The organism is Klebsiella michiganensis (genome assembly GCF_015139575.1).
GTDB classification, from domain to species: Bacteria; Pseudomonadota; Gammaproteobacteria; order Enterobacterales; family Enterobacteriaceae; genus Klebsiella; species Klebsiella michiganensis.
This window is the reverse complement of record NZ_AP022547.1, coordinates 1,091,126-1,111,813: the sequence shown is the minus strand read 5'-3', so window position 1 is coordinate 1,111,813 and position 20,688 is coordinate 1,091,126. Positions and strand designations below refer to the sequence as shown.

General features: G+C 59.3%; 16 protein-coding genes. 10 read left to right on the top strand and 6 right to left on the bottom strand.

All coding sequences use genetic code 11. The annotated features are described in order from the left end of the window. The first annotated feature begins 487 nt into the window (after positions 1-487). The 3 genes from JLG71_RS05365 to JLG71_RS05355 all read left to right on the top strand — a co-directional run bounded on the left by JLG71_RS05365 (position 488) and on the right by JLG71_RS05355 (position 4,285). Complete coding sequence (locus JLG71_RS05365) at positions 488-1,777, top strand: HAAAP family serine/threonine permease (protein ID WP_004124376.1); 1,290 nt, start codon at positions 488-490, stop codon at positions 1,775-1,777. Positions 1,778-1,827: 50 nt separating this feature from the next. Continuing rightward, complete coding sequence (locus JLG71_RS05360; RefSeq protein ID WP_025106426.1) at positions 1,828-3,195, top strand: L-serine ammonia-lyase; 1,368 nt, start codon at positions 1,828-1,830, stop codon at positions 3,193-3,195. 148 nt (positions 3,196-3,343) lie between these two features. After that, on the top strand, positions 3,344-4,285 hold the full coding sequence (locus JLG71_RS05355) for an aliphatic sulfonate ABC transporter substrate-binding protein (RefSeq protein ID WP_025106425.1): 942 nt from the start codon (positions 3,344-3,346) through the stop codon (positions 4,283-4,285). Between the two features lie 165 nt (positions 4,286-4,450). Here the strand turns inward: JLG71_RS05355 and JLG71_RS05350 are convergent, their stop codons facing one another. The 3 genes from JLG71_RS05350 to ssuD all read right to left on the bottom strand — a co-directional run bounded on the left by JLG71_RS05350 (position 4,451) and on the right by ssuD (position 8,542). Beyond that, on the bottom strand, positions 4,451-5,857 hold the full coding sequence (locus JLG71_RS05350; RefSeq protein ID WP_014226609.1) for an LLM class flavin-dependent oxidoreductase: 1,407 nt from the start codon (positions 5,855-5,857) through the stop codon (positions 4,451-4,453). Between the two features lie 73 nt (positions 5,858-5,930). Further along, positions 5,931-7,328 (bottom strand): FAD/NAD(P)-binding protein, encoded by a 1,398-nt coding sequence (locus JLG71_RS05345; RefSeq protein ID WP_200914009.1) that lies wholly within the window; start codon positions 7,326-7,328, stop codon positions 5,931-5,933. Positions 7,329-7,369: 41 nt separating this feature from the next. Further along, positions 7,370-8,542: an FMNH2-dependent alkanesulfonate monooxygenase gene (gene ssuD / locus JLG71_RS05340; protein ID WP_014226611.1), complete on the bottom strand. Its 1,173-nt coding sequence runs from the start codon at positions 8,540-8,542 to the stop codon at positions 7,370-7,372. A 270-nt stretch (positions 8,543-8,812) separates the two neighbouring features. Here ssuD and JLG71_RS05335 point away from each other — a divergent pair, with 270 nt between their 5' ends. Both JLG71_RS05335 and xni read left to right on the top strand, forming a co-directional pair. Continuing rightward, on the top strand, positions 8,813-10,756 hold the full coding sequence (locus tag JLG71_RS05335; protein WP_049079281.1) for a sigma-54-dependent Fis family transcriptional regulator: 1,944 nt from the start codon (positions 8,813-8,815) through the stop codon (positions 10,754-10,756). Between the two features lie 109 nt (positions 10,757-10,865). After that, positions 10,866-11,621 (top strand): flap endonuclease Xni, encoded by a 756-nt coding sequence (gene xni, locus JLG71_RS05330; protein WP_014226613.1) that lies wholly within the window; start codon positions 10,866-10,868, stop codon positions 11,619-11,621. A gap of 471 nt (positions 11,622-12,092) precedes the next feature. On the opposite strand, the gene fucA is transcribed toward xni, so the two are convergent. Continuing rightward, a complete protein-coding gene (gene fucA / locus JLG71_RS05325) occupies positions 12,093-12,740 on the bottom strand; it encodes an L-fuculose-phosphate aldolase (protein WP_004853673.1) in 648 nt (215 codons plus the stop codon). 560 nt (positions 12,741-13,300) lie between these two features. Here fucA and fucP point away from each other — a divergent pair. The 5 genes from fucP (at position 13,301) to fucR (ending at position 19,132) form a co-directional block, all read left to right on the top strand. After that, a complete protein-coding gene (gene fucP / locus JLG71_RS05320; RefSeq protein WP_004853675.1) occupies positions 13,301-14,611 on the top strand; it encodes an L-fucose:H+ symporter permease in 1,311 nt (436 codons plus the stop codon). Between the two features lie 31 nt (positions 14,612-14,642). Beyond that, the gene (gene fucI, locus JLG71_RS05315) at positions 14,643-16,418 is read left to right on the top strand and encodes an L-fucose isomerase (protein ID WP_048260301.1); all 1,776 of its coding nucleotides are present in this window, start codon (positions 14,643-14,645) and stop codon (positions 16,416-16,418) included. A gap of 103 nt (positions 16,419-16,521) precedes the next feature. Then, the gene (gene fucK, locus JLG71_RS05310; RefSeq protein ID WP_064374719.1) at positions 16,522-17,940 is read left to right on the top strand and encodes an L-fuculokinase; all 1,419 of its coding nucleotides are present in this window, start codon (positions 16,522-16,524) and stop codon (positions 17,938-17,940) included. 1 nt (position 17,941) lies between these two features. After that, the gene (fucU, locus tag JLG71_RS05305) at positions 17,942-18,364 is read left to right on the top strand and encodes an L-fucose mutarotase (RefSeq protein WP_014839391.1); all 423 of its coding nucleotides are present in this window, start codon (positions 17,942-17,944) and stop codon (positions 18,362-18,364) included. 57 nt (positions 18,365-18,421) lie between these two features. After that, positions 18,422-19,132: an L-fucose operon activator gene (fucR, locus tag JLG71_RS05300; protein ID WP_025108018.1), complete on the top strand. Its 711-nt coding sequence runs from the start codon at positions 18,422-18,424 to the stop codon at positions 19,130-19,132. Positions 19,133-19,187: 55 nt separating this feature from the next. Here fucR and rlmM read toward each other — a convergent pair whose 3' ends face one another. Continuing rightward, positions 19,188-20,288, bottom strand: a complete 1,101-nt coding sequence (rlmM, locus tag JLG71_RS05295; protein WP_014226619.1) for a 23S rRNA (cytidine(2498)-2'-O)-methyltransferase RlmM — start codon at positions 20,286-20,288, stop codon at positions 19,188-19,190. After that, complete coding sequence (locus JLG71_RS05290; protein ID WP_004853688.1) at positions 20,281-20,676, bottom strand: DUF423 domain-containing protein; 396 nt, start codon at positions 20,674-20,676, stop codon at positions 20,281-20,283. The genes rlmM and JLG71_RS05290 overlap by 8 nt, the downstream gene beginning before the upstream one ends. Between the last annotated feature and the right edge of the window lie 12 nt (positions 20,677-20,688).

The window sequence follows — 20,688 nt, the reverse complement described above, 5'->3', positions numbered from 1 at the left end:
CCCGGGCGGCACTCTTTCTCCGCTTTTTCGCTTCTCCATTCGCCCGTATGCTTTCCAGATAAATCATTCCTTTTATGAATTTTTAGCATCGCCTTTACAAAAGCCAATCGTTTGCGTTTCCAAAAACTGCAATAAATATCACCAGGAAAAACGCCTTTTAACGTAAAAACGTCGAGAACTTCGCATTTTTACAGTAAAAACCTCGTTATTACGTCGCGCCACTATTCTCTCATATGCTGAAAATGATAGCCTCCGCGCCACAAATCTCTGGCTGATCACCAGAAACAGGCTGTTGGACTAAAATTGCTTACATTTAAAGTGGATTATTGCATTTGAGATCGCGATCACTGATGCATTCACCATATAAATGTATCTTCCCGCACCAATTGTTACGGAGAAAATGCCTAAAAAACCGTAAACAAACGAATTTCATATTATTTGGTCTTTTTTATTCAATAGATTTTGTTGCTTCCTCCAGGAGATACAGATGGAAACCACTCAAACCAGCACCATCGTTTCGGATGCTACCCGTAGCGGTTGGCGTAAGACGGACACCATGTGGATGCTGGGCCTGTACGGCACGGCTATCGGCGCGGGCGTCCTGTTTCTACCGATCAACGCCGGCGTCGGCGGTATGATCCCGCTGATCATCATGGCGATTCTGGCCTTCCCGATGACCTTCTTCGCCCACCGCGGGATGACCCGTTTCGTGCTGTCCGGTAAGAATCCGGGCGAAGACATCACTGAAGTGGTCGAAGAGCATTTCGGCGTTGGCGCAGGTAAGCTGATTACCCTGCTCTACTTCTTCGCCATCTACCCGATTCTGCTGGTCTACAGCGTGGCGATCACCAACACCGTGGAAAGCTTTATGCTGCACCAGCTGCACATAACGCCGCCGCCTCGCGCCATTCTTTCCCTGATTCTGATTGTCGGCATGATGACCATCGTGCGCTTCGGCGAGCAGATGATTGTGAAAGCGATGAGCGTGCTGGTGTTCCCGTTCGTGGTCGCGCTGATGATTCTGGCCTTTTATCTGATCCCGCAGTGGAACGGCGCGGCGCTGGAAACCCTCTCCCTGAGCAGCGCGACCGCGACCGGCAACGGCCTGTGGATGACCCTGTGGCTGGCGATTCCGGTGATGGTGTTTTCTTTTAACCACTCGCCGATCATCTCCTCCTTCGCCGTCGCGAAACGCGAAGAGTACGGCCAGGGCGCAGAGAAAAAATGCTCCAGCATTCTGGCCCGCGCGCACATCATGATGGTGCTGACCGTCATGTTCTTCGTCTTCAGCTGCGTACTGAGCCTCTCCCCGGCGGATCTGGCGGCGGCGAAAGATCAGAACATCTCGATTCTGTCTTACCTGGCGAACCACTTTAACGCGCCGATCATCGCCTGGATGGCGCCGATCATTGCGATGATCGCCATCACTAAATCCTTCCTTGGCCACTACCTGGGCGCTCGCGAAGGCTTTAACGGCATGGTGATTAAATCCCTGCGCGGTAAAGGCAAGTCCATCGAAATCAATAAACTGAACAAAATCACCGCCCTGTTCATGCTGGTCACCACCTGGATTGTGGCGACGCTGAACCCCAGCATCCTCGGGATGATCGAAACCCTGGGCGGCCCGATTATCGCGATGATTCTGTTCCTGATGCCGATGTACGCGATTCAGAAAGTCCCGGCGATGCGTAAATACAGCGGCCACGTCAGCAACGTTTTCGTGGTGATTATGGGCCTGATTGCTATCTCCGCGATTTTCTACTCTTTGTTTAGTTAATATCCCCCGCGCCGCCTGACGGCGGCGCTCCCGACAGCACTGGATGCATCATGATCAGCGTATTCGATATTTTTAAAATCGGCATTGGCCCTTCCAGCTCCCACACCGTTGGACCGATGAAAGCGGGCAAACAATTCACGGACGATCTTATTGAGCACGGGCTGCTTTCCGAGGTAACCAAAGTCGTCGTCGATGTCTACGGCTCCCTTTCCCTGACGGGAAAAGGCCACCATACCGATATCGCGATTATTATGGGCCTGGCGGGCAACCTGCCGGATACCGTCGACATCGACGCGATTCCCGGCTTTATCCAGGACGTCAACACCCATGGCCGCCTGATGCTGGCAAACGGCCAGCAGGAAGTGGCGTTCCCGGTCGATCAGTGCATGAATTTCCACGCCGACAACCTGTCGCGGCATGAAAACGGCATGCGTATTACCGCCCTCGGCGGCGAGAAGGTTCTCTACAGCCAGACGTATTACTCCATCGGCGGCGGGTTTATCGTCGATGAAGACCATTTCGGCGTGACCCGCGAAGCGCCGGTCGCCGTACCTTATCCGTATAAAAACGCCGCCGATCTGCAGCGCCACTGCCGCGAAAGCGGGCTATCGCTCTCCGGGCTGATGATGCAAAACGAGCTGGCGCTGCACAGTAAAGAAGCGCTGGAGCAGCATTTTGCCGCGGTCTGGGAAGTGATGAGCAGCGGAATTGAGCGCGGCATCACCACCGAGGGGGTTCTGCCGGGCAAGCTGCGGGTGCCGCGTCGCGCCGCCGCGCTGCGCCGGATGCTGGTAAGCCAGGACAACACCAACAGCGACCCGATGGCGGTCGTTGACTGGATTAACATGTTCGCCCTGGCGGTTAACGAAGAGAACGCCGCCGGCGGGCGCGTCGTGACCGCGCCGACCAACGGCGCCTGCGGTATCGTACCTGCGGTGCTGGCCTACTACGACAAGTTCATCCGCAAAGTGAACGCCAACTCGCTGGCGCGCTATATGCTGGTCACCAGCGCCATTGGCTCGCTCTATAAGATGAACGCCTCGATTTCCGGTGCCGAAGTGGGCTGCCAGGGTGAAGTCGGCGTAGCCTGTTCAATGGCGGCGGCCGGTCTGGCTGAACTGCTTGGCGGCAGTCCGGGTCAGGTATGCATCGCGGCGGAAATTGGTATGGAGCACAACCTCGGTCTCACCTGCGATCCGGTTGCCGGCCAGGTGCAGGTGCCGTGCATCGAGCGTAACGCTATCGCAGCGGTCAAAGCGGTCAACGCCGCGCGTATGGCCCTGCGCCGCACCAGCGAGCCGCGGGTGTGCCTCGATAAAGTCATCGAGACCATGTACGAAACGGGCAAAGATATGAACGCCAAATATCGTGAAACCTCGCGCGGCGGCCTGGCCATGAAGATTGTCGCCTGCGATTAACGCCCCCCTCCCGGTATGCTGCGGCATGCCGGGCTTCCTTTCCCTGCCCTCCTCCTTCATTTATGTTATATAAATGATAATTTAGTTATTTATTAGTTATAAAGACGATTTGTTACCTTACGGAAAAACCGCTCAAGGAGAACAAATCATGCTCAGATTATCCCGCCCGGCGCTGCTGCTACTGCTGGCAGGCTTATCCGCTTCCGCGCTGGCGAAAGCGCCGGAGACCGTGAATATCGGTTATCAGAAAGCTAATATCTTCGCGCTGCTTAAATATCGCGGCACCCTCGATGAAAGCTTCAAAAAGCAGGGTATCGCCGTCCGCTGGATTGAATTTCCCGCCGGGCCGCAGATGCTGGAAGGGCTGAACGTCGGCAGCATCGACCTCGCCGCCACCGGCGATGCGCCGCCGGCCTTTGCCCAGGCGGCGCAGGCGGATCTGGTCTATTTAGCCCACTCCCCGGCGAACCCAAAAACCGAGGCCATCGTGGTGGCGGAAAACTCGGCAATTAAGAGCGTGGCCGATCTTAAGGGCAAGCGCGTGGGGCTCAATAAAGGCTCCGACGTAAACTACCTGCTGGTGACCGCGCTGGAGAAAGCCGGGCTGAGCTATAAAGATATCACGCCGGTCTATCTGCCGCCTGCTGACGCCCGCGCCGCCTTCCAGCGCGGCGCTATTGACGCCTGGGTTATCTGGGATCCGTTCCTCGCCGAAGTGGAAACGAACGCCAAAGCACGACAGATTGGCAATGCCGAAGGGCTGGTGCCGCACTACACCTTCTACCTGGCCAGCCGCAAATTTGCCGACACCTATCCGGATACCGCAAAGCAGGTGGTGGATGAGCTGAGTAAACTGAGCGAATGGGCCAACAGTCATCAGGAGGATGCCGCCGGGATCCTCTCCACCTCAACCGGGCTGGATAAGGCTATCTGGCTGAAGACGCTGGCGCGTCTGCCTTATGGTGCCGAGCGTATGACGCCTGCGGTCTATAACGAACAGCAGGCGCTGGCGGATACCTTCACCCGTATCGGCCTGCTGCCGGTGAAAGTCGATGTTCGCAGCGCGACCTGGTCGCTGGATAAGCAGTAAGTCTTCCCTTCCCGGGTCGCGGCGCAGGCGCCTTACCCGGGCTACCGGCCCGCAGACGGCGGTGGATCCGTAGCCCGGACAGGCGCGTCAAGCGCCGCCTCCGGGAAAAACCTCCCGCCCCACAGTTCAGCCCCTCCCCCTTCGGGGAGAGGGGGACCGGCAAAATTAACTCACCTTCTCTTCACTTCCGACCGCGACCTGCGCGCCGTAGCGATAGCCTGCGCCCGGATGCGGCGCAGCCAGCCGCGGGCCGGCGCCAAACAGCTTCTCGCGCAGGGTTCCCTCGCGATACTCCTGCTTAAACACGCCGCGCTTTTGCAGCTCCGGAACCAGCAAATCCACCACGTCGCGGAAGGTTTCGTGGGTCACCGCATAGGCGAGGTTAAACCCATCGACGTCGGTCTCTTCGACCCAGGACTGCAGCTCATCGGCGACCGTCTGCGGGCTGCCGACCACCAGCGGCCCGAAGCCGCCGATCCCCGCCCAGTCCGCCAGCTTCTGCACGGTCCACTGGCTGTTCGGATCGGCGGTGGAAAACGCCTCTACCATCGACTGAATCGCGTTGGTATGCAGATACTCCAGCACCTGATCCGGCTGATACTGACCAAGGTCGATGCCGGTCCAGCCGGAGAGCAGAGCCAGCGCCCCTTCGTAGCTGACGTACGGTTTATACTCCTGCCATTTAGCCTGAGCTTCACGGTCGGTTTCGCCGACGATGACCGTCTGCATATTGAAGATCAGGATGCTGCGCGGATCGCGCCCGGCCTCCTCGGCGCGACGGCGAATATCCGCCACCGTCTTTTTCAGCAGCACTTTCGACGGCGCGCCGACAAATACGCACTCCGCGTGGCCGGCGGCGAACTGCTTGCCGCGGCTGGAGGCGCCCGCCTGATAGAGTACCGGCGTACGCTGCGGCGACGGCTCACAGAGGTGGATCCCCGGCACCGAGAAGAAGTTCCCCTGATGGTTAATCGGGTGAATTTTTCGCGGATCGCTGAAGATCTTACGTTCCCTGTCGCGCAGCACCGCGCCATCCTCCCAGCTCCCCTCCAGCAGCTTATAGACCACCTCCAGATATTCATCGGCGTAGTCGTAGCGGGCGTCGTGGTCGGTCTGCGCTTTCTGGCCAATATTACGCGCCCCGCTCTCAAGGTAGGAGGTCACGATATTCCAGCCCACTCGCCCCTTGGTCAGATGGTCGAGGGTTGAAAGACGGCGGGCGAACGGATAGGGATGCTCAAAAGAGAGCGAAGCGGTCAGGCCGAATCCCAGATGCTCCGTCACCAGCGCCATCGGCGTAATCAGCGCCAGCGGATCGTTGACCGGCACCTGCGCCGCCTGGCGGATCGCCGCATCGCCGTTGCCGTTCAGCACGTCATAGACGCCCAGCACATCGGCGATAAATAGTCCGTCAAACTTGCCCCGCTCCAGCAGACGCGCCAGGTCGACCCAATACTCGAGGTCTTTATACTGCCAGGAGCGGTCGCGCGGATGGGCCCACAGCCCCGGCGACTGATGGCCGACGCAGTTCATATCAAAAGCGTTCAGACGAATTTCACGTTGTGATGACATAGCACTCTCCACGGCGCGCCCCGCTGTCGGGACGCGCGCATAATCATTAAAGGAATCAGGGGATAAAAGGCGTTCAGAACGCCGGACATCGGGCGGATTGTTTGACGCCCAGGGTCCGCAGCGCTTCGTCGGCCACGGCGGCGGCATGGTCGGCCACCTGCGGCAGCCCCATTAATTCTCCGAAATACGCCCGCGCGGCGGGTCCGGAAACCAGCAGATTGGGCGTAATCCGCCCTTCCCGGCCTATCGCCCGCGAGCGGCGATCGACGTCCAGGCCAAGGCCGAACGCATCGGCGCGAATCAGCCCACGCTGGCTCAGCTGACGCAGCAGCGGCTGGCTGTCGGTCAACCCGCCGTGCGCCGGGCCGGTGGTTAAAATAAAGTGGTCAGCGCTCACCCGCAGCGTTTCACCGCGCCGGGGCGTCAGGGTTAGCGCCAGCTTTTGCGCGTCGCCTTCCAGCGCCGTCAGCCTGGCCGCCAGCACCCGCAGGCTGCCGTCGCGCTGGCGCTGCTCAAGGACCCCGGCGACCTGCGGAGCGATACGGTAGCGGTGAACGTCCCAGTAGCTGCGCAAATGACGCAGGAAGCGCTGGCGATCGGCCACCGTCAGCCCCTGCCAGATGCTCTGCCCCTGATTACGCACCGCGTCCAGCACCACCTGCCAGGCCTGTCCCTGCTCCGCCGCGCGCTCGATATCCAGACGGATTTGCCGCAGCCGCTGGCGCAGCGTTCCGAGATCGTATTCGCCAGGCCAGGGTTCACTACTGCCGCTGAGATTGCTGCGGGACAGCAGCCCGCGGCGTGAAAATGCCGCGATCGGCCCCCGATGTCCCAGACGCGTCAGGGTCGCGACGGTGTCCGCCATCGTCAGGCCGGTGCCCATGACCGCGACGCTCGCTTCCGGGGCGATAGTTGCCAGCACGCCCGTTCGCCAGGGGTTAGCGATGAGCGCCGGATGCGTTGCGAACGGCGTCGCCAGCGACGGCAGCGACGGCGGCGGATGGCTGATGGCCAGCACCAGCAGATCGGCCTGCAGCCGACGCCCGCCGTCGGTGACAACTTCACCATGATTAACGCTCAGCGCCTGCTCGCGCAGATGCGTCAGCCGCCCGCCGCTGGCGCGCGCCTCCTCGGCGAAACGCTGGGCGACATAGCGGCCAAACTGACCGCGCTGCGGATAGACCGCGCCGTCTGCCAGCAGGGCATGCGGGTCATCCGCAAAGGCGGGCTGGCTGCGGTACCAGCGATCGAACGCGCCCTCCTCTTCACCGGCAAGCTGCATCCGCGCGGCAGGAACGTTAATCCGATGGCTCGGTTCGGTCGTGGAGTAGGCCACGCCCGCGCCGGGCACCTCGCGCGGCTCCAGCAGCGTGACCCGCACGCCAACCGGCGCCAGGCGCAGGAGATGAATCGCCACCGCCGCACCGCTAAATCCGCCGCCGACAATCACCACGTGCGGTTCAGTTTGCATAGCCCACCGCCTTCACAAATCGGTGTAACATACGCGCCTCCTCAGCTTGCGCTGACCTGTTTCACCGGACGCTTATCGCCGCCGATGGTTTCGCCAAACGGGCCGGTATTGACGCTACGCGCCTTCGGCTGATCGTGGCCTGCCAGCGGCAATAGCGGCATGACCAGGTCAGCGAAACGATGGGCTTCTTCCAGATGCGGGTAGCCGGAGAAGATAAAGTTGGTGATACCGAGCGCCTGATATTCACGAATGCGTTCTGCCACCTGCTGCGGATTGCCGACCAGCGCCGTCCCGGCCCCGCCGCGCACCAGCCCCACGCCCGCCCACAGGTTCGGCGCAATACGCAGATTGTCGCGCGATCCTTTATGCAGCGAACTCATTCGCGCCTGGCCGGTGGAGTCCATACGGGCAAAAATTTTCTGCGCCTGGGCGATAGTTTCGTCATCAAGGTGTGAAATCAGCCGATCGGCGGCGGCCCACGCCTCCTCTTCGGTTTCGCGAACAATCACATGCAGACGAATCCCGTACTGCAACGTGCGGCCCCGCGCGGCGGCGCGCTCGCGCACTATCGCCAGCTTTTCGGCCACCAGCGCCGGCGGCTCCCCCCAGGTCAGGTAGGTATCGATTTGATCGGCGGCGACGTCGATGGCTTCCTCAGAGGAGCCGCCAAAAAACAGCGGCGGGCCGTTTTCCTGTACCGGCGGAAACAGCACTTCCGCGCCTTCCACGTGGATATGCTCGCCGTGATAATCCACCTTTTCGCCTTTCAGCAGGCGCGAGTAGACGTCGAGAAATTCGCGGGTGACCTGATAGCGTTCGCCGTGGCTGAGGAAAATACCGTCGCCTTTGTTCTCCACCGGATCGCCGCCGGTCACCACGTTAATCAGCAGCCGACCGCCCGACAGGCGGTCGAGCGTCGTCGCCATCCTCGCCGCCAGCGTCGGCGGCTGCAGGCCCGGACGAACGGCCACCAGATAGCGCAGGCGGCGGGTCAGCGGTGCCAGCGCCGAGGCCACCAGCCAGGAGTCTTCGCAGCTTTTCCCCGTTGGGATCAGCACGCCGTAGTAGCCGAGGCTGTCGGCCGCCAGCGCCACCTGCTGCAGGTAAGGCAAATCAACCGGGCGTCCGCCCTCCGAGGTGCCCAGGTAGCGGCCATCGCCGTGGGTGGGCAGAAACCAGAACACGTTGATTTTATCGTCGGTTTTTTGCGTCATTATCCATTTCCTATATAACCATATCCGATATTTATCGAAGAGTTGTTTTAATTTGGTTATATGAGTGTTAGCGATAATCGTGCCAATGGTGAATAAAAAATTAACAATATAAATTCAGTGAGTTACAGAAAACCGAACCTTACGCCGCTGTTGCAAATGCCGCAGCCAATGCGTCCGGACTGCGGCATTTGCAACAGACCGGCGAGTTAGCCCTCTGGTTTCCGTCCCCGGCACAGGATAACTTCAGGACATCAAATACCGGAGGTCACCATGCTGAATCCTGAATTTCCATCCTCTACGCCCGCGCTGATCGACCCGGCGTCAAAAGCGTTTCAGAGCCTGCTGGATAAACTGGCCCCCACCGAGGCGACCGTGCTGATTGTCGGCGAAACCGGCACCGGTAAGGAGGTCGTCGCCCGCTACCTGCATCACCATAGCCCGCGCCGCCACCGGCCGTTTCTGGCCGTCAACTGCGGCGCGCTCAGCGAAAGCCTGGCGGAAGCGGAGCTGTTCGGCCATGAAAAAGGGGCGTTTACCGGCGCGGTACAAGGCCATCCCGGCTGGTTCGAGGCGGCGGAGGGCGGCACCCTGCTGCTCGATGAAATCGGCGAGCTTAGCCTGCCGCTTCAGGTCAAACTGCTGCGCGTTCTGCAGGAGCGCGAAATCACCCGCGTCGGCTCGCGCAAGGCCATTAAGGTGGACGTGCGGGTGATCGCCGCCACCCACGTGGACCTGATGCAGGCCATCCGCGAGCGTCGTTTCCGCGAAGACCTCTACTATCGCCTGAATATCGCCCTCGTCCCGCTGCCGCCGCTGCGCCAGCGTCGCCAGGATATTCCCGTACTGGCGGACCATTTTCTCTCGCTCTACGCCCGCCGCCTGGGCCGCCCGGCTCGTCGTCTGGCCCCGGAGACGCTGGCAAGGCTGATGGAGTACCCCTGGCCGGGTAATATTCGCGAGCTGGAAAACACTCTGCATAACGCGGTATTGCTGAGTAAAGAAGAGGAGATCGGCCCCGCCCAGCTGCGGTTGACGACGCTGAACAATGAGCCCTCGGCGGCGGGCGATAATGAGCTCGACGATTTTATTCGTCGTCAGCTTTCCCTGCCGGGCGAGCCGCTGTGGGAGAGGGTCACCGGGGCGTTAATACGCGGCGCGATGGCCCACAGTGACGATAATCAAAGCCAGGCCGCGGCGCTGCTCGGTATTAGCCGCCACACGCTGCGCACGCAGCTGGCCAATTTTGGCATCATTAAAAGCCGCCGCCGTCAGGAGCCTCTCTTCGGCGCGGCGGTCAACAGCGTCTCTCGCGACCGGGAATTGCGCATCGGCTTCCAGCGCTTCGGCAATCTTGGCATCCTGAAAGCGCGGCAAAGTCTCGAGCAAGCCTTTGCCAGCCGCGGCGTCAGCGTGCTGTGGAGCGAATTCCCCGCCGGGCCGCAGCTGCTGCACGCCCTCGCCTGCGATGAGATCGATTTTGGCACCACCGGCGAAGCGCCGCCGGTTTTCGCTCAGGCGAGTAACGGCGAGCTGGTCTACGTCGCCTGGGAACCGCCCGCTCCGCAAAGCGTGGCGATGGTCGTCCCGCAGCACAGCGACATTCGCACCATCGCCGACCTGCGCGGCAAGCGTATCGCGCTGAATAAGGGCTCTAACGTGCACTGGCTGCTGCTGCATATCCTGGAAGAGGCCGGGCTGGCATTAAACGACGTCAAAGTGGTCTATATTCCGCCGAAATATCCGCTGACCGCCAGCGATTACCTGGCGGTGGACGCCTGGATGATGTGGGATCCGCTGCTCAGCGACGCGGAATATAGCGGCGAATTACGGGTTGTTGCCAGCGGCGAGGGACGCGTCAATAACCACCAGTTCTACCTGTCGCGCCGCGACTACGCCAGCCGCAATAGCGATATCATGCAGCGCCTGTTAGCCGAGCTGGCGCAGACCGGCCAGTTTATTGACCAGCACCGGGAGCAAGCCGCCGGACTGCTCTCCGCCGAGCTGGGGCTTAACGCCGCCTCTCTGACGCGCGCCTTATCGCGCCGCAGCCATCGTCCGCGGCCGATGGATCTCAACGTGATTCGCGCCCAACAAAGTATCGCCGATCGCTTTTACGCGCTGGGGCTTATCCACAAACCGGTTTCGGTGCGCGAGGCGGTCTGGTACGGCGAAGCCACCAATAGCGATCTCGGCCTGCTGATGCACGTTGATTAGCCGGAAACTGCGAGTCATCTTCCTGATTTCCCTGGCGCCAATAGCCTCATCCGCGCGGCGATGTTACCCTGAAAGGCACTGCAATAAGAGCCTATTTATGAGGATATTCGTGGCCGTTCATCTGTTAATCGTCGACGCACTTAATCTGATTCGCCGCATCCACGCGGTGCAGGGGTCACCCTGCGTCGACACCTGCCTGCATGCGCTTGAACAGCTGGTGGTCCATAGCCAGCCAACCCACGTGGTGGCGGTATTTGATGATGAAGACCGCGGCCACGGCTGGCGACATCAGCGTCTGCCCGATTATAAAGCCGGGCGCGCGCCGATGCCGGAGACCCTCGAAGCGGAAATGCCGGCGCTGCGGGCGGCGTTTGAGCAGCGCGGGTTTCGCTGCTGGGCGCTCAGCGGCAGCGAAGCCGACGATCTTGCCGCGACCCTGGCGGTCAAAGTGGCGCAGGCCGGCCATCAGGCAACCATCGTTTCAACCGACAAAGGCTACTGCCAGCTGCTGTCGCCAACGATCCGCATCCGCGACTATTTTCAGAAGCGCTGGCTTGATGCGCCGTTTATCGCCAAAGAGTTTGGCGTGACGCCGGAACAGCTGCCTGACTACTGGGGGCTGGCGGGCATCAGCAGCTCAAAGGTTCCCGGCGTGGCGGGCATTGGGCCGAAAAGCGCCGCCCAGCTGTTAACCGATTTTCAGGATCTGGAAGGGATCTACGCGCGGCTGGCGGACGTGCCGGAGAAGTGGCGCAAGAAGCTGGAAGAACAGAAAGAGATGGCCTTCACCTGCCGGGACATCGCGCGCCTGCAAACCGATTTACAGCTGGACGGCAACCTCCAGCAGCTGCGGCTGGCACGATAGCGCCGGGCCGCGGTGCGCGCGGCTTCCCGGAGGCGATGCTGCGCATCTGTCCGGGCTACCGGACCGCAGACGGTGAGCGCATTCCCCGGGTCGCGGCTTACGCCTTACCCGGGCTACCGCAGACGGCTGAATACCCGTAGCCCGGGCAAGGCGCGTCAAGCGCCGCCCCCGGGAGCAGCGCGCAGCGTGGCACCATTTCCCCGGAGGTGATGCTGCGCATCTATCCGGGCTACCGGATCGCAGACGGTGAGCGCATTCCCCGGGTCGCGGCTTACGCCTTACCCGGGCTACCGCAGACGACGGTGAGCCCGTAGCCCGGGCAAGGCGCGTCAAGCGCCGCCCCCGGGAGCAAAGCACAGAGGGACAGCCCGTAGTCCGGCTAAGCGCTGCGCAAGCCGGGGAATAACAGCGCCGGGGTATCAGCCCAGCACATCTCCCGGAAGCAGCCGGCAGAAGCCTTCGCTTACGGCATCACTCTTCGATACGCAATCCGTAGGTTTTGAATTTCTCCAGCACGATAGCAATGGCCTCGTCGCCAAGAACCGGCACCGGATCGGTGATGGCCAGAGTGCTGAGATAAAGCTGCGCCAGCACCTCAACTTCATGCGCCAGCCACAGGGCCTTCTCCAGATTCTCTTCACAAGCGATCAGGCCATGGTGCTGCAGCAGCGTCGCTTTGCGGTTTTTCAGCGCCACGGCCACATGCTCAGACAGCTCGCGGGTACCAAACGTGGCGTAGGGCGCACAGGGGATAGAGTTGCCGCCCGCCGCCGCAATCATATAGTGAATGGCGGGAATGGGACGATTGAGGATCGACACCGCCGTAGAGTGAACCGCATGATTATGTACCACCGCGTGAGCATCAGGCCGCGTCTGATAAGCCGCCATATGAAAACGCCACTCGCTGGACGGCAGTTTGCCCTGTTCATGCTGACCTTCGGCATCGATATACACAATGTGCGCTTCCGTCAGCTTTTCATAAGGAATACCCGTTGGCGTGATCAGCATCCCCCCTTGATAACGCACGCTCACGTTACCGGCGGTTCCCTGATTTAACCCCAGGCGGGTCATTTCCAGGCAGGTATCAATAATCTGCCGGGCCAGTCTATTTCGTTCCATTCTTTACCTCTCTTTATGATGCGCAATGCGACAACAGACGGCTCGCCGGAGATGACGCTCCGACGCTGTTGAATAGCTCAAATAATTACTCACCATCATCATCCCGAATAAGCAGAAAGGAATTTACATCCGCCGGTTCTGTGATTCCTCTCACTTATTTCAGTATAAAAACAACCGTTCATTGATTTTTGCTTTCCGAAAAATGCCCGTTCTTACTAATAGATTTAAAAACGGGCATTTTACTGATAGTTTTAACAACTGCCCGTTTTCCACATAATAAAATAAATCGGTCATCGACCCTGTGGGTTTTACAATTAACTTTCTCAAACGGTCATGTTTTTCTGATTATTAAGGTGATGATAATCACATAAAACCACCGAGTGGATACGAAGTGTGACCGCTATCATATTAAAAGGCTTTTTTAATTTGAAAATGAATTCATGAGTTCACTCCGTGATGTTTATTTCACTGTTGATGTCGTCACAAGAGCTCGCCTGATTTTTGCGGTCTGGTGGGCATAAGCCGGCTGCTGAACACGCTTCTGAACCAATGAGGATGCTATGGGAAACACAACAATACAAACGCAGAGTTTTCGTGCGGTAGAGACAGGGCAAAGCAAGCGCTACATTATTCCCTTCGCCCTACTGTGCTCGCTGTTTTTTCTTTGGGCGGTCGCAAATAATCTCAACGATATTTTATTACCACAATTTCAACAAGCCTTTACCTTAACCAACTTCCAGGCTGGACTGATTCAATCCGCCTTTTATTTCGGCTATTTTGTCATTCCCATTCCGGCCGGAATTTTGATGAAAAAGTTAAGTTATAAAGCCGGCATTATTACCGGACTGTTCTTATATGCTTTTGGCGCCGCGCTATTCTGGCCCGCCGCTGAGGTTATGAATTACACCTTATTCCTGATTGGCCTGTTTATTATTGCTGCAGGCTTAGGGTGTTTAGAAACCGCGGCAAACCCGTTTGTTACCGTCTTAGGACCAGAAAGCGGCGGTCACTTCCGGCTTAATCTTGCCCAAACGTTTAACTCGTTTGGCGCCATTATTGCGGTGGTTTTTGGGCAAAGTCTCATTTTGTCTAATGTGCCGCATCAATCGCAGGATGTGCTCGATAAAATGGCTCCGGAGCAGCTTAGCGCCTATAAACACAGCCTGGTGCTCTCGGTGCAAACCCCGTATATGATCATCGTCGCGGTTGTCTTACTGGTCGCTCTGTTGATTATGTTGACCAAATTTCCGGCCCTGCAGAGCGACGACCATAGTGACGCCAACCAGAGTTCCTTCTCCGCTTCCCTTGCTCGCCTGGTCCGCGTTCGCCACTGGCGCTGGGCGGTGCTGGCGCAGTTCTGCTACGTCGGCGCGCAAACCGCCTGCTGGAGCTATCTGATTCGCTACGCTATCGAAGAGATCCCCGGCATGACGCCCGGTTTCGCCGCCAACTATCTGACCGGCACGATGGTGTGCTTCTTTATCGGCCGCTTCTCCGGTACCTGGCTCATCAGCCGCTTCGCGCCGCATAAAGTGCTGGCAGCCTATGCCCTGCTCTCGATGATCCTGTGCCTGATTTCCGCTTTCACCGGCGGCCACGTGGGTCTGCTGGCCCTGACGCTGTGCAGCGCCTTTATGTCGATTCAGTATCCGACCATCTTCTCACTGGGCATCAAAAACCTCGGGCAGGACACCAAATACGGCTCCTCTTTTATCGTCATGACCATTATTGGCGGCGGGATTGTCACCCCGGTGATGGGCTTTGTCAGCGACGCAGCCGGCAACATCCCCACCGCGGAGCTGGTCCCGGCGCTGTGCTTTGCCGTCATCTTCATCTTTGCCCGTTTCCGTTCGCAAACGGCAGCTAACTAAACATTTATCCGAATAACGTGAGGAATCTGGAATGAAAAAAATCAGCTTACCGAAAATTGGCATCCGCCCGGTGATTGATGGACGCCGCATGGGGGTGCGCGAGTCGCTGGAAGAGCAAACCATGAATATGGCGAAAGCCACCGCCGCGCTGATCGCGGAAAAACTGCGTCACGCCTGCGGCGCGCAGATTGAGTGCGTCATCGCCGACAGCTGCATTGCGGGCATGGCGGAATCCGCCGCCTGCGAGGAGAAATTCAGCAGCCAGAACGTCGGCGTCACCATTACCGTGACTCCGTGCTGGTGCTACGGCAGCGAAACTATCGATATGGACCCGCTGCGGCCAAAAGCCATCTGGGGCTTTAACGGCACCGAGCGCCCCGGCGCGGTTTACCTGGCGGCAGCGCTGGCGGCCCACAGTCAGAAGGGTATTCCGGCGTTCTCCATTTATGGTCACGACGTGCAGGACGCCGACGACACCTCCATTCCGCCGGATGTCGAAGAAAAACTGCTGCGCTTTGCCCGCGCCGGCTTAGCGGTGGCCAGCATGAAGGGCAAAAGCTATCTTTCCGTCGGCGGCGTGTCGATGGGGATCGCCGGTTCTATCGTCGATCACAACTTCTTCGAGTCCTGGCTCGGTATGAAAGTGCAGGCGGTGGACATGACCGAACTGCGCCGCCGCCTCGACCAGAAAATCTATGATGAAAGCGAGCTGGAAATGGCGCTGGCGTGGGCGGATAAAAACTTCCGCTACGGCGAAGACCAGAACGCACAGCAGTATAAGCGCAACGCCGAACAGAGCCGCGCGGTGCTGAAAGAGAGCCTGCTGATGGCGATGTGCATCCGCGATATGATGCAGGGCAACAAGAAGCTGGCGGAAAAAGGGCTGGTCGAAGAGTCGCTGGGCTACAACGCCATCGCTGCGGGCTTCCAGGGCCAGCGCCACTGGACCGATCAATACCCTAACGGCGATACCGCCGAAGCGCTGCTCAATAGCTCGTTCGACTGGAACGGCGTACGCGAACCCTTCGTCGTCGCCACGGAAAACGACAGCCTCAACGGCGTGGCGATGCTGATGGGCCACCAGCTGACCGGCACCGCCCAGGTGTTTGCCGACGTGCGCACCTACTGGTCGCCGGACGCGGTTAAACGCGTCACCGGCCAACCGCTCACCGGACTGGCGGAACACGGCATTATCCACTTGATCAACTCCGGTTCAGCGGCGCTGGACGGCGCCTGCAAACAGCGCGATGCGGAAGGCAAGCCAACCATGAAGCCGCACTGGGAAATCAGCCAGCAGGAGGCCGACGCCTGCCTCGCGGCCACCGAATGGTGCCCGGCGATTCATGAATATTTCCGCGGTGGTGGCTTCTCCTCCCGCTTCCTGACCGAAGGCGGCGTGCCGTTCACCATGACCCGCGTAAATATCATCAAAGGCCTCGGCCCGGTACTGCAGATTGCCGAAGGTTGGAGCGTAGAGCTACCGAAAGCGATGCATGACCAGCTGGATGCCCGCACCAACTCCACCTGGCCCACCACCTGGTTTGCGCCGCGCCTGACCGGTAAAGGCCCGTTCTCCGACGTCTACTCGGTGATGGCGAACTGGGGCGCTAACCACGGCGTGCTGACCATCGGCCACGTTGGCGCCGACTTTATCACCCTGGCGTCGATGCTGCGGATCCCGGTGTGCATGCATAACGTAGAAGAGGCGAAAATCTACCGCCCCTCCAGCTGGTCTGCGCACGGGATGGATAGCGAAGGCCAGGATTACCGCGCCTGCCAGAACTACGGCCCGCTGTATAAACGTTAAAAATGCCTGATGGCGCTGCGCTTATCCGGCCTACGGATGATACCGTTCCCGTAGGCCGGATAAGGCGTTTACGCCGCCATCCGGCAACGTCTCGGGAGAGATTATGAAGAATGAAGTCATCCTGGTCCTCGACTGCGGCGCCACTAACGTACGGGCGATTGCCGTTGACCGCCAGGGGAATATTATCGCCCGCGCCGCAACGGCCAACGCCAGCGATATCGCCGTGGAGAACAGCGCCTGGCACCAGTGGTCGCTGGAGGCGATCCTGCAACGCTTCGCCGAATGCTGTCGGCAAATTGCCGACCCGCTCTCATCCTGCACGGTTCGCGGCATCACGGTCACCACCTTCGGCGTCGACGGCGCGCTGGTGGATAAACAGGGCAAGCTGATCTATCCGGTCATCAGCTGGAAATGTCCGCGTACCGCGGCGGTGATGGACAATATCGGCCGCTTTATGCCCGCGCAGCAGCTCCAGCAGATCTCCGGCGTCGGCGCATTTGGTTTCAACACCCTGTATAAGCTGATATGGCTGAAAGAGAACCACCCGCAGCTGCTGGAGCAGGCCCACGCCTGGCTGTTCATCTCCTCGCTTCTCAACCAGCGTCTGACCGGGGAATTCACGACCGATATCACCATGGCGGGCACCAGCCAGATGCTGGATATCCACCAGCGGGATTTCAGCGCGCAGATTCTGCAGGCCACGGGGCTGCCGCGCCGCCTGTTTCCCCGGCTCGTTGAAGCGGGCCAGCAGATTGGCACGCTGCGGAGCGATGCCGCGAAAATGCTGGGTTTAGCCGTCGGCATTCCGGTTATCTCCGCCGGGCACGACACCCAGTTCGCGCTGTTTGGCGCGGGCGCGGAGCAGGATGAACCGGTGCTGTCGTCCGGCACCTGGGAAATTCTGATGGTGCGAAGCGCCCAGGTAGACACGTCGCTGCTCAGCCACTATGCGGGCTCCACCTGCGAGCTGGATTGTCAGCCGGGACGCTATAACCCCGGCATGCAGTGGCTGGCCTCCGGCGTGCTGGAATGGATACGCCAGCTGCTGTGGACGCCTGAGACGCCGTGGCAAACGTTGATTGAAGAGGCCCGGGCCCTCCCCCGCGGCGCTCAGAAGGTGAAGATGCAGTGCGACCTGCTATCCAGCCCAACCGCAGGCTGGCAGGGCATAACGCTGAATACCACCCGCGGTCATTTCTACCTCGCCGCGCTGGAAGGATTAGCCGAACAGCTGGCGCACAATCTGCAAACGCTGCAGCAAATCGGCCACTTCAAAGCCCGCGAGCTGCTGCTGGTCGGCGGCGGCAGCCGCAACGCGCTGTGGAATCAGATCAAAGCCAACAGGCTGGAGATCCCCATTAAAGTACTCGATGACGCCGAAACCACCGTCGCCGGCGCCGCCATGTTTGGCTGGTATGGCGTCGGTGAATTCAGCAGCCCGGAGCAGGCCAGAGCGCAGGTGAGCTACCGGTATCGTTACTTTTACCCGCAAACCGAACCCGAACTGATTGAGGGAGTATGAGATGCTAAAAACGATTTCCCCGTTGATTTCCCCGGACCTCCTCAAAGTGCTGGCGGAAATGGGGCATGGCGATGAGATTATTTTTTCCGATGCCCACTTCCCGGCCCACAGCATGGGCCCACAGGTCATTCGCGCCGACGGCCTGCGGGTGAGCGACCTGCTGCAGGCGATTATTCCGCTGTTTGAGTTAGACAGCTACGCTCCGCCGCTGGTGATGATGGCCGCCGTGGAAGGCGACGTCCTCGACCCTCAGGTAGAAACGCGCTATCGCGAGGCGCTTTCCGGCCCCGCGCCCTGCCCGGAGATCGCCCGCATCGACCGCTTTGCTTTCTACGAGCGGGCGCAAAAAGCCTTTGCGATCGTTATCACAGGTGAGCGCGCTAAGTACGGGAATATTCTTTTAAAAAAAGGAGTAACGCCGTAATCTCATGCCGGAGCGCCCGTCTGATGCGGGCGCTCAGCGAACGCCAGGGTGAGAAAAATGAAAGCGGCACGACAGCAAGCGATACTAGACCTGCTCATTAACCATAACAGCCTGACCACCGAAGCCTTATCGCTACAGCTTAACGTCAGCAGAGAAACCATTCGCCGCGATCTCAGCGAGCTCCAGTCCCAGGGGAAAGTGCTGCGTAACCACGGTCGGGCAAAAGTCATTCACCGGCAAAGCCGTGACAGCGGCGACCCTTTTCATATCCGTCTGAAAAGCCACTACGCGCACAAAGCGGACATCGCCCGCGAGGCGCTTGCGTGGATAGAAGAGGGGATGGTTATCGCCCTTGATGCCAGTTCCACCTGCTGGTATCTGGCCCGCCAGCTGCCGGATATCAACCTTCACGTCTTTACCAACAGCCAGCCGATTTGCCAGGAGCTCAGCAAGCGAGAGAATATTCAGCTTACCTGCTCCGGGGGTACGCTCCAGCGGAAATACGGCTGCTACGTCAGCGCGTCGCTTATCTCACAGCTCAAAGCGCTGGAGATCGACCTGTTCATTTTTTCCTGCGAGGGCATCGACAGCGACGGCGCGCTCTGGGACTCAAATACGGTGAACGCCGAGTTCAAATCGCTGCTGCTTAAGCGAGCGTCGCAATCGTTATTGTTGATTGATAAGAGCAAATTTAATCGTTCAGGGGAGGCGCGGATCGGCCATCTGGATGATGTGACGCATATTGTTTCGGACGTGTCGCAGTCGTAACGGCTATGGCAGCGCCGGATAGCGGCTTAACACCCTATCCGGCCTACAGATCAAACTAGCGTTCGTCGCGGCGACCGCCGACGGCAGCCCACAGGCGGCGAACGTGAACCGTCACCTCTTCGCGATCGTGATACAGCTGGCGCGCCTGGATTTGCGCGTTGATGCCGTGCTCGTCCAGCTGTTCCTGAATATAGGCCAGGTTGCGCGACAGCTCTTCGTAGCGTTTTTTCATCGGCAGCTTCAGGTTAAAGATGGTTTCCCGGCACCAGCCGTTCACCAGCCACTGGGCCATCAGCGCCGCCACTTTCGCCGGTTTCTCCACCATATCGCACACCATCCACGAAATGTTGTTGCGCGTCGGGCGATACTTGAAGCCATCTTCACGCAGCCAGGTCACCTGGCCGGTATCCATCAGGCTTTGCGCCATCGGACCGTTATCCACCGAGGAGACCCACATATTGCGTTTCACCAACTGATAGGTCCAGCCGCCGGGACAGGCGCCGAGATCCACCGCGTACATACCGTTCGCCAGACGCTCATCCCACTCATCCGCCGGAATAAAGACGTGAAACGCCTCCTCCAGCTTAAGGGTCGAACGGCTCGGCGCATCGGACGGGAACTTGAGGCGCGGAATGCCCATATAGAACGGCGAGTTGTTGTTAGACAACGAGTAACCGGTATAGCAGCAGCCGGGGGCGATAAAGAACACGTGGACCACCGGACGCTTTGGCGTTTCATAGTTGGTCAGCACGCCCGCTTCTCGCAGCGCCGCGCGCAGCGGTACCGTAAACTTGCGGCAGAACTTCATCAGCTCTTTGCTTTCGTTGGTATCGGCGACCTCTACGCGCAGCTCGCCGCCCTTCTCCACCACGCCCTGCAGCATACCGACGATCGGGGAAATCCGGTCTTCCGGCGGCAGGTCGCGCAGCAGTTCGCCAACCACAAACATCTGGCGGGCAAACACCAGCGAGCTGAACGGCAGTTCGCGCACCAGCTTTTCGCCATCTTCGGCCTGGTAGCACTCAAAAATCACATAGCCGGAGTCGTCTTTGACCCGGGCAAAACCAAACACCTCAAGGCGCGAGGCCTTATCGGTAATTTCTGCTGCGCACTCTTTCTCAAACCCAGGGCGACAATAGAGGACAACTTTATTCATGAACAACGCCCTTACGTTTCAGACGAATTGCACCAATTAACATTAATATCCAACCGGCAAGGAAGCAGACGCCCCCAACCGGCGTAACGAACGCCCACAGGCGTAAATGCGAGAGCGCCAGACAGTAGAGGCTGCCGCTAAAAAGAACGGTACCGAGCGCCATAAAGACGCTGCTCCAGTAAAACCAGATGCTGATGCGGCGCTGCATCGCCACCGCCAGGCCAAAAATAGCCAGCGTATGGAATGCCTGATACTGCAGGCCGGTGTGGATCCAGCCCATTTCCGCAACGCCCATCGTTTTACTTAAAACGTGCGCGCCAAACGCGCCCAAAGCCACAAAGATAAAACCGCTTATCGCGGCGAATATCAGCATAAAACGGCTGGTCATGTGTTTACCCTA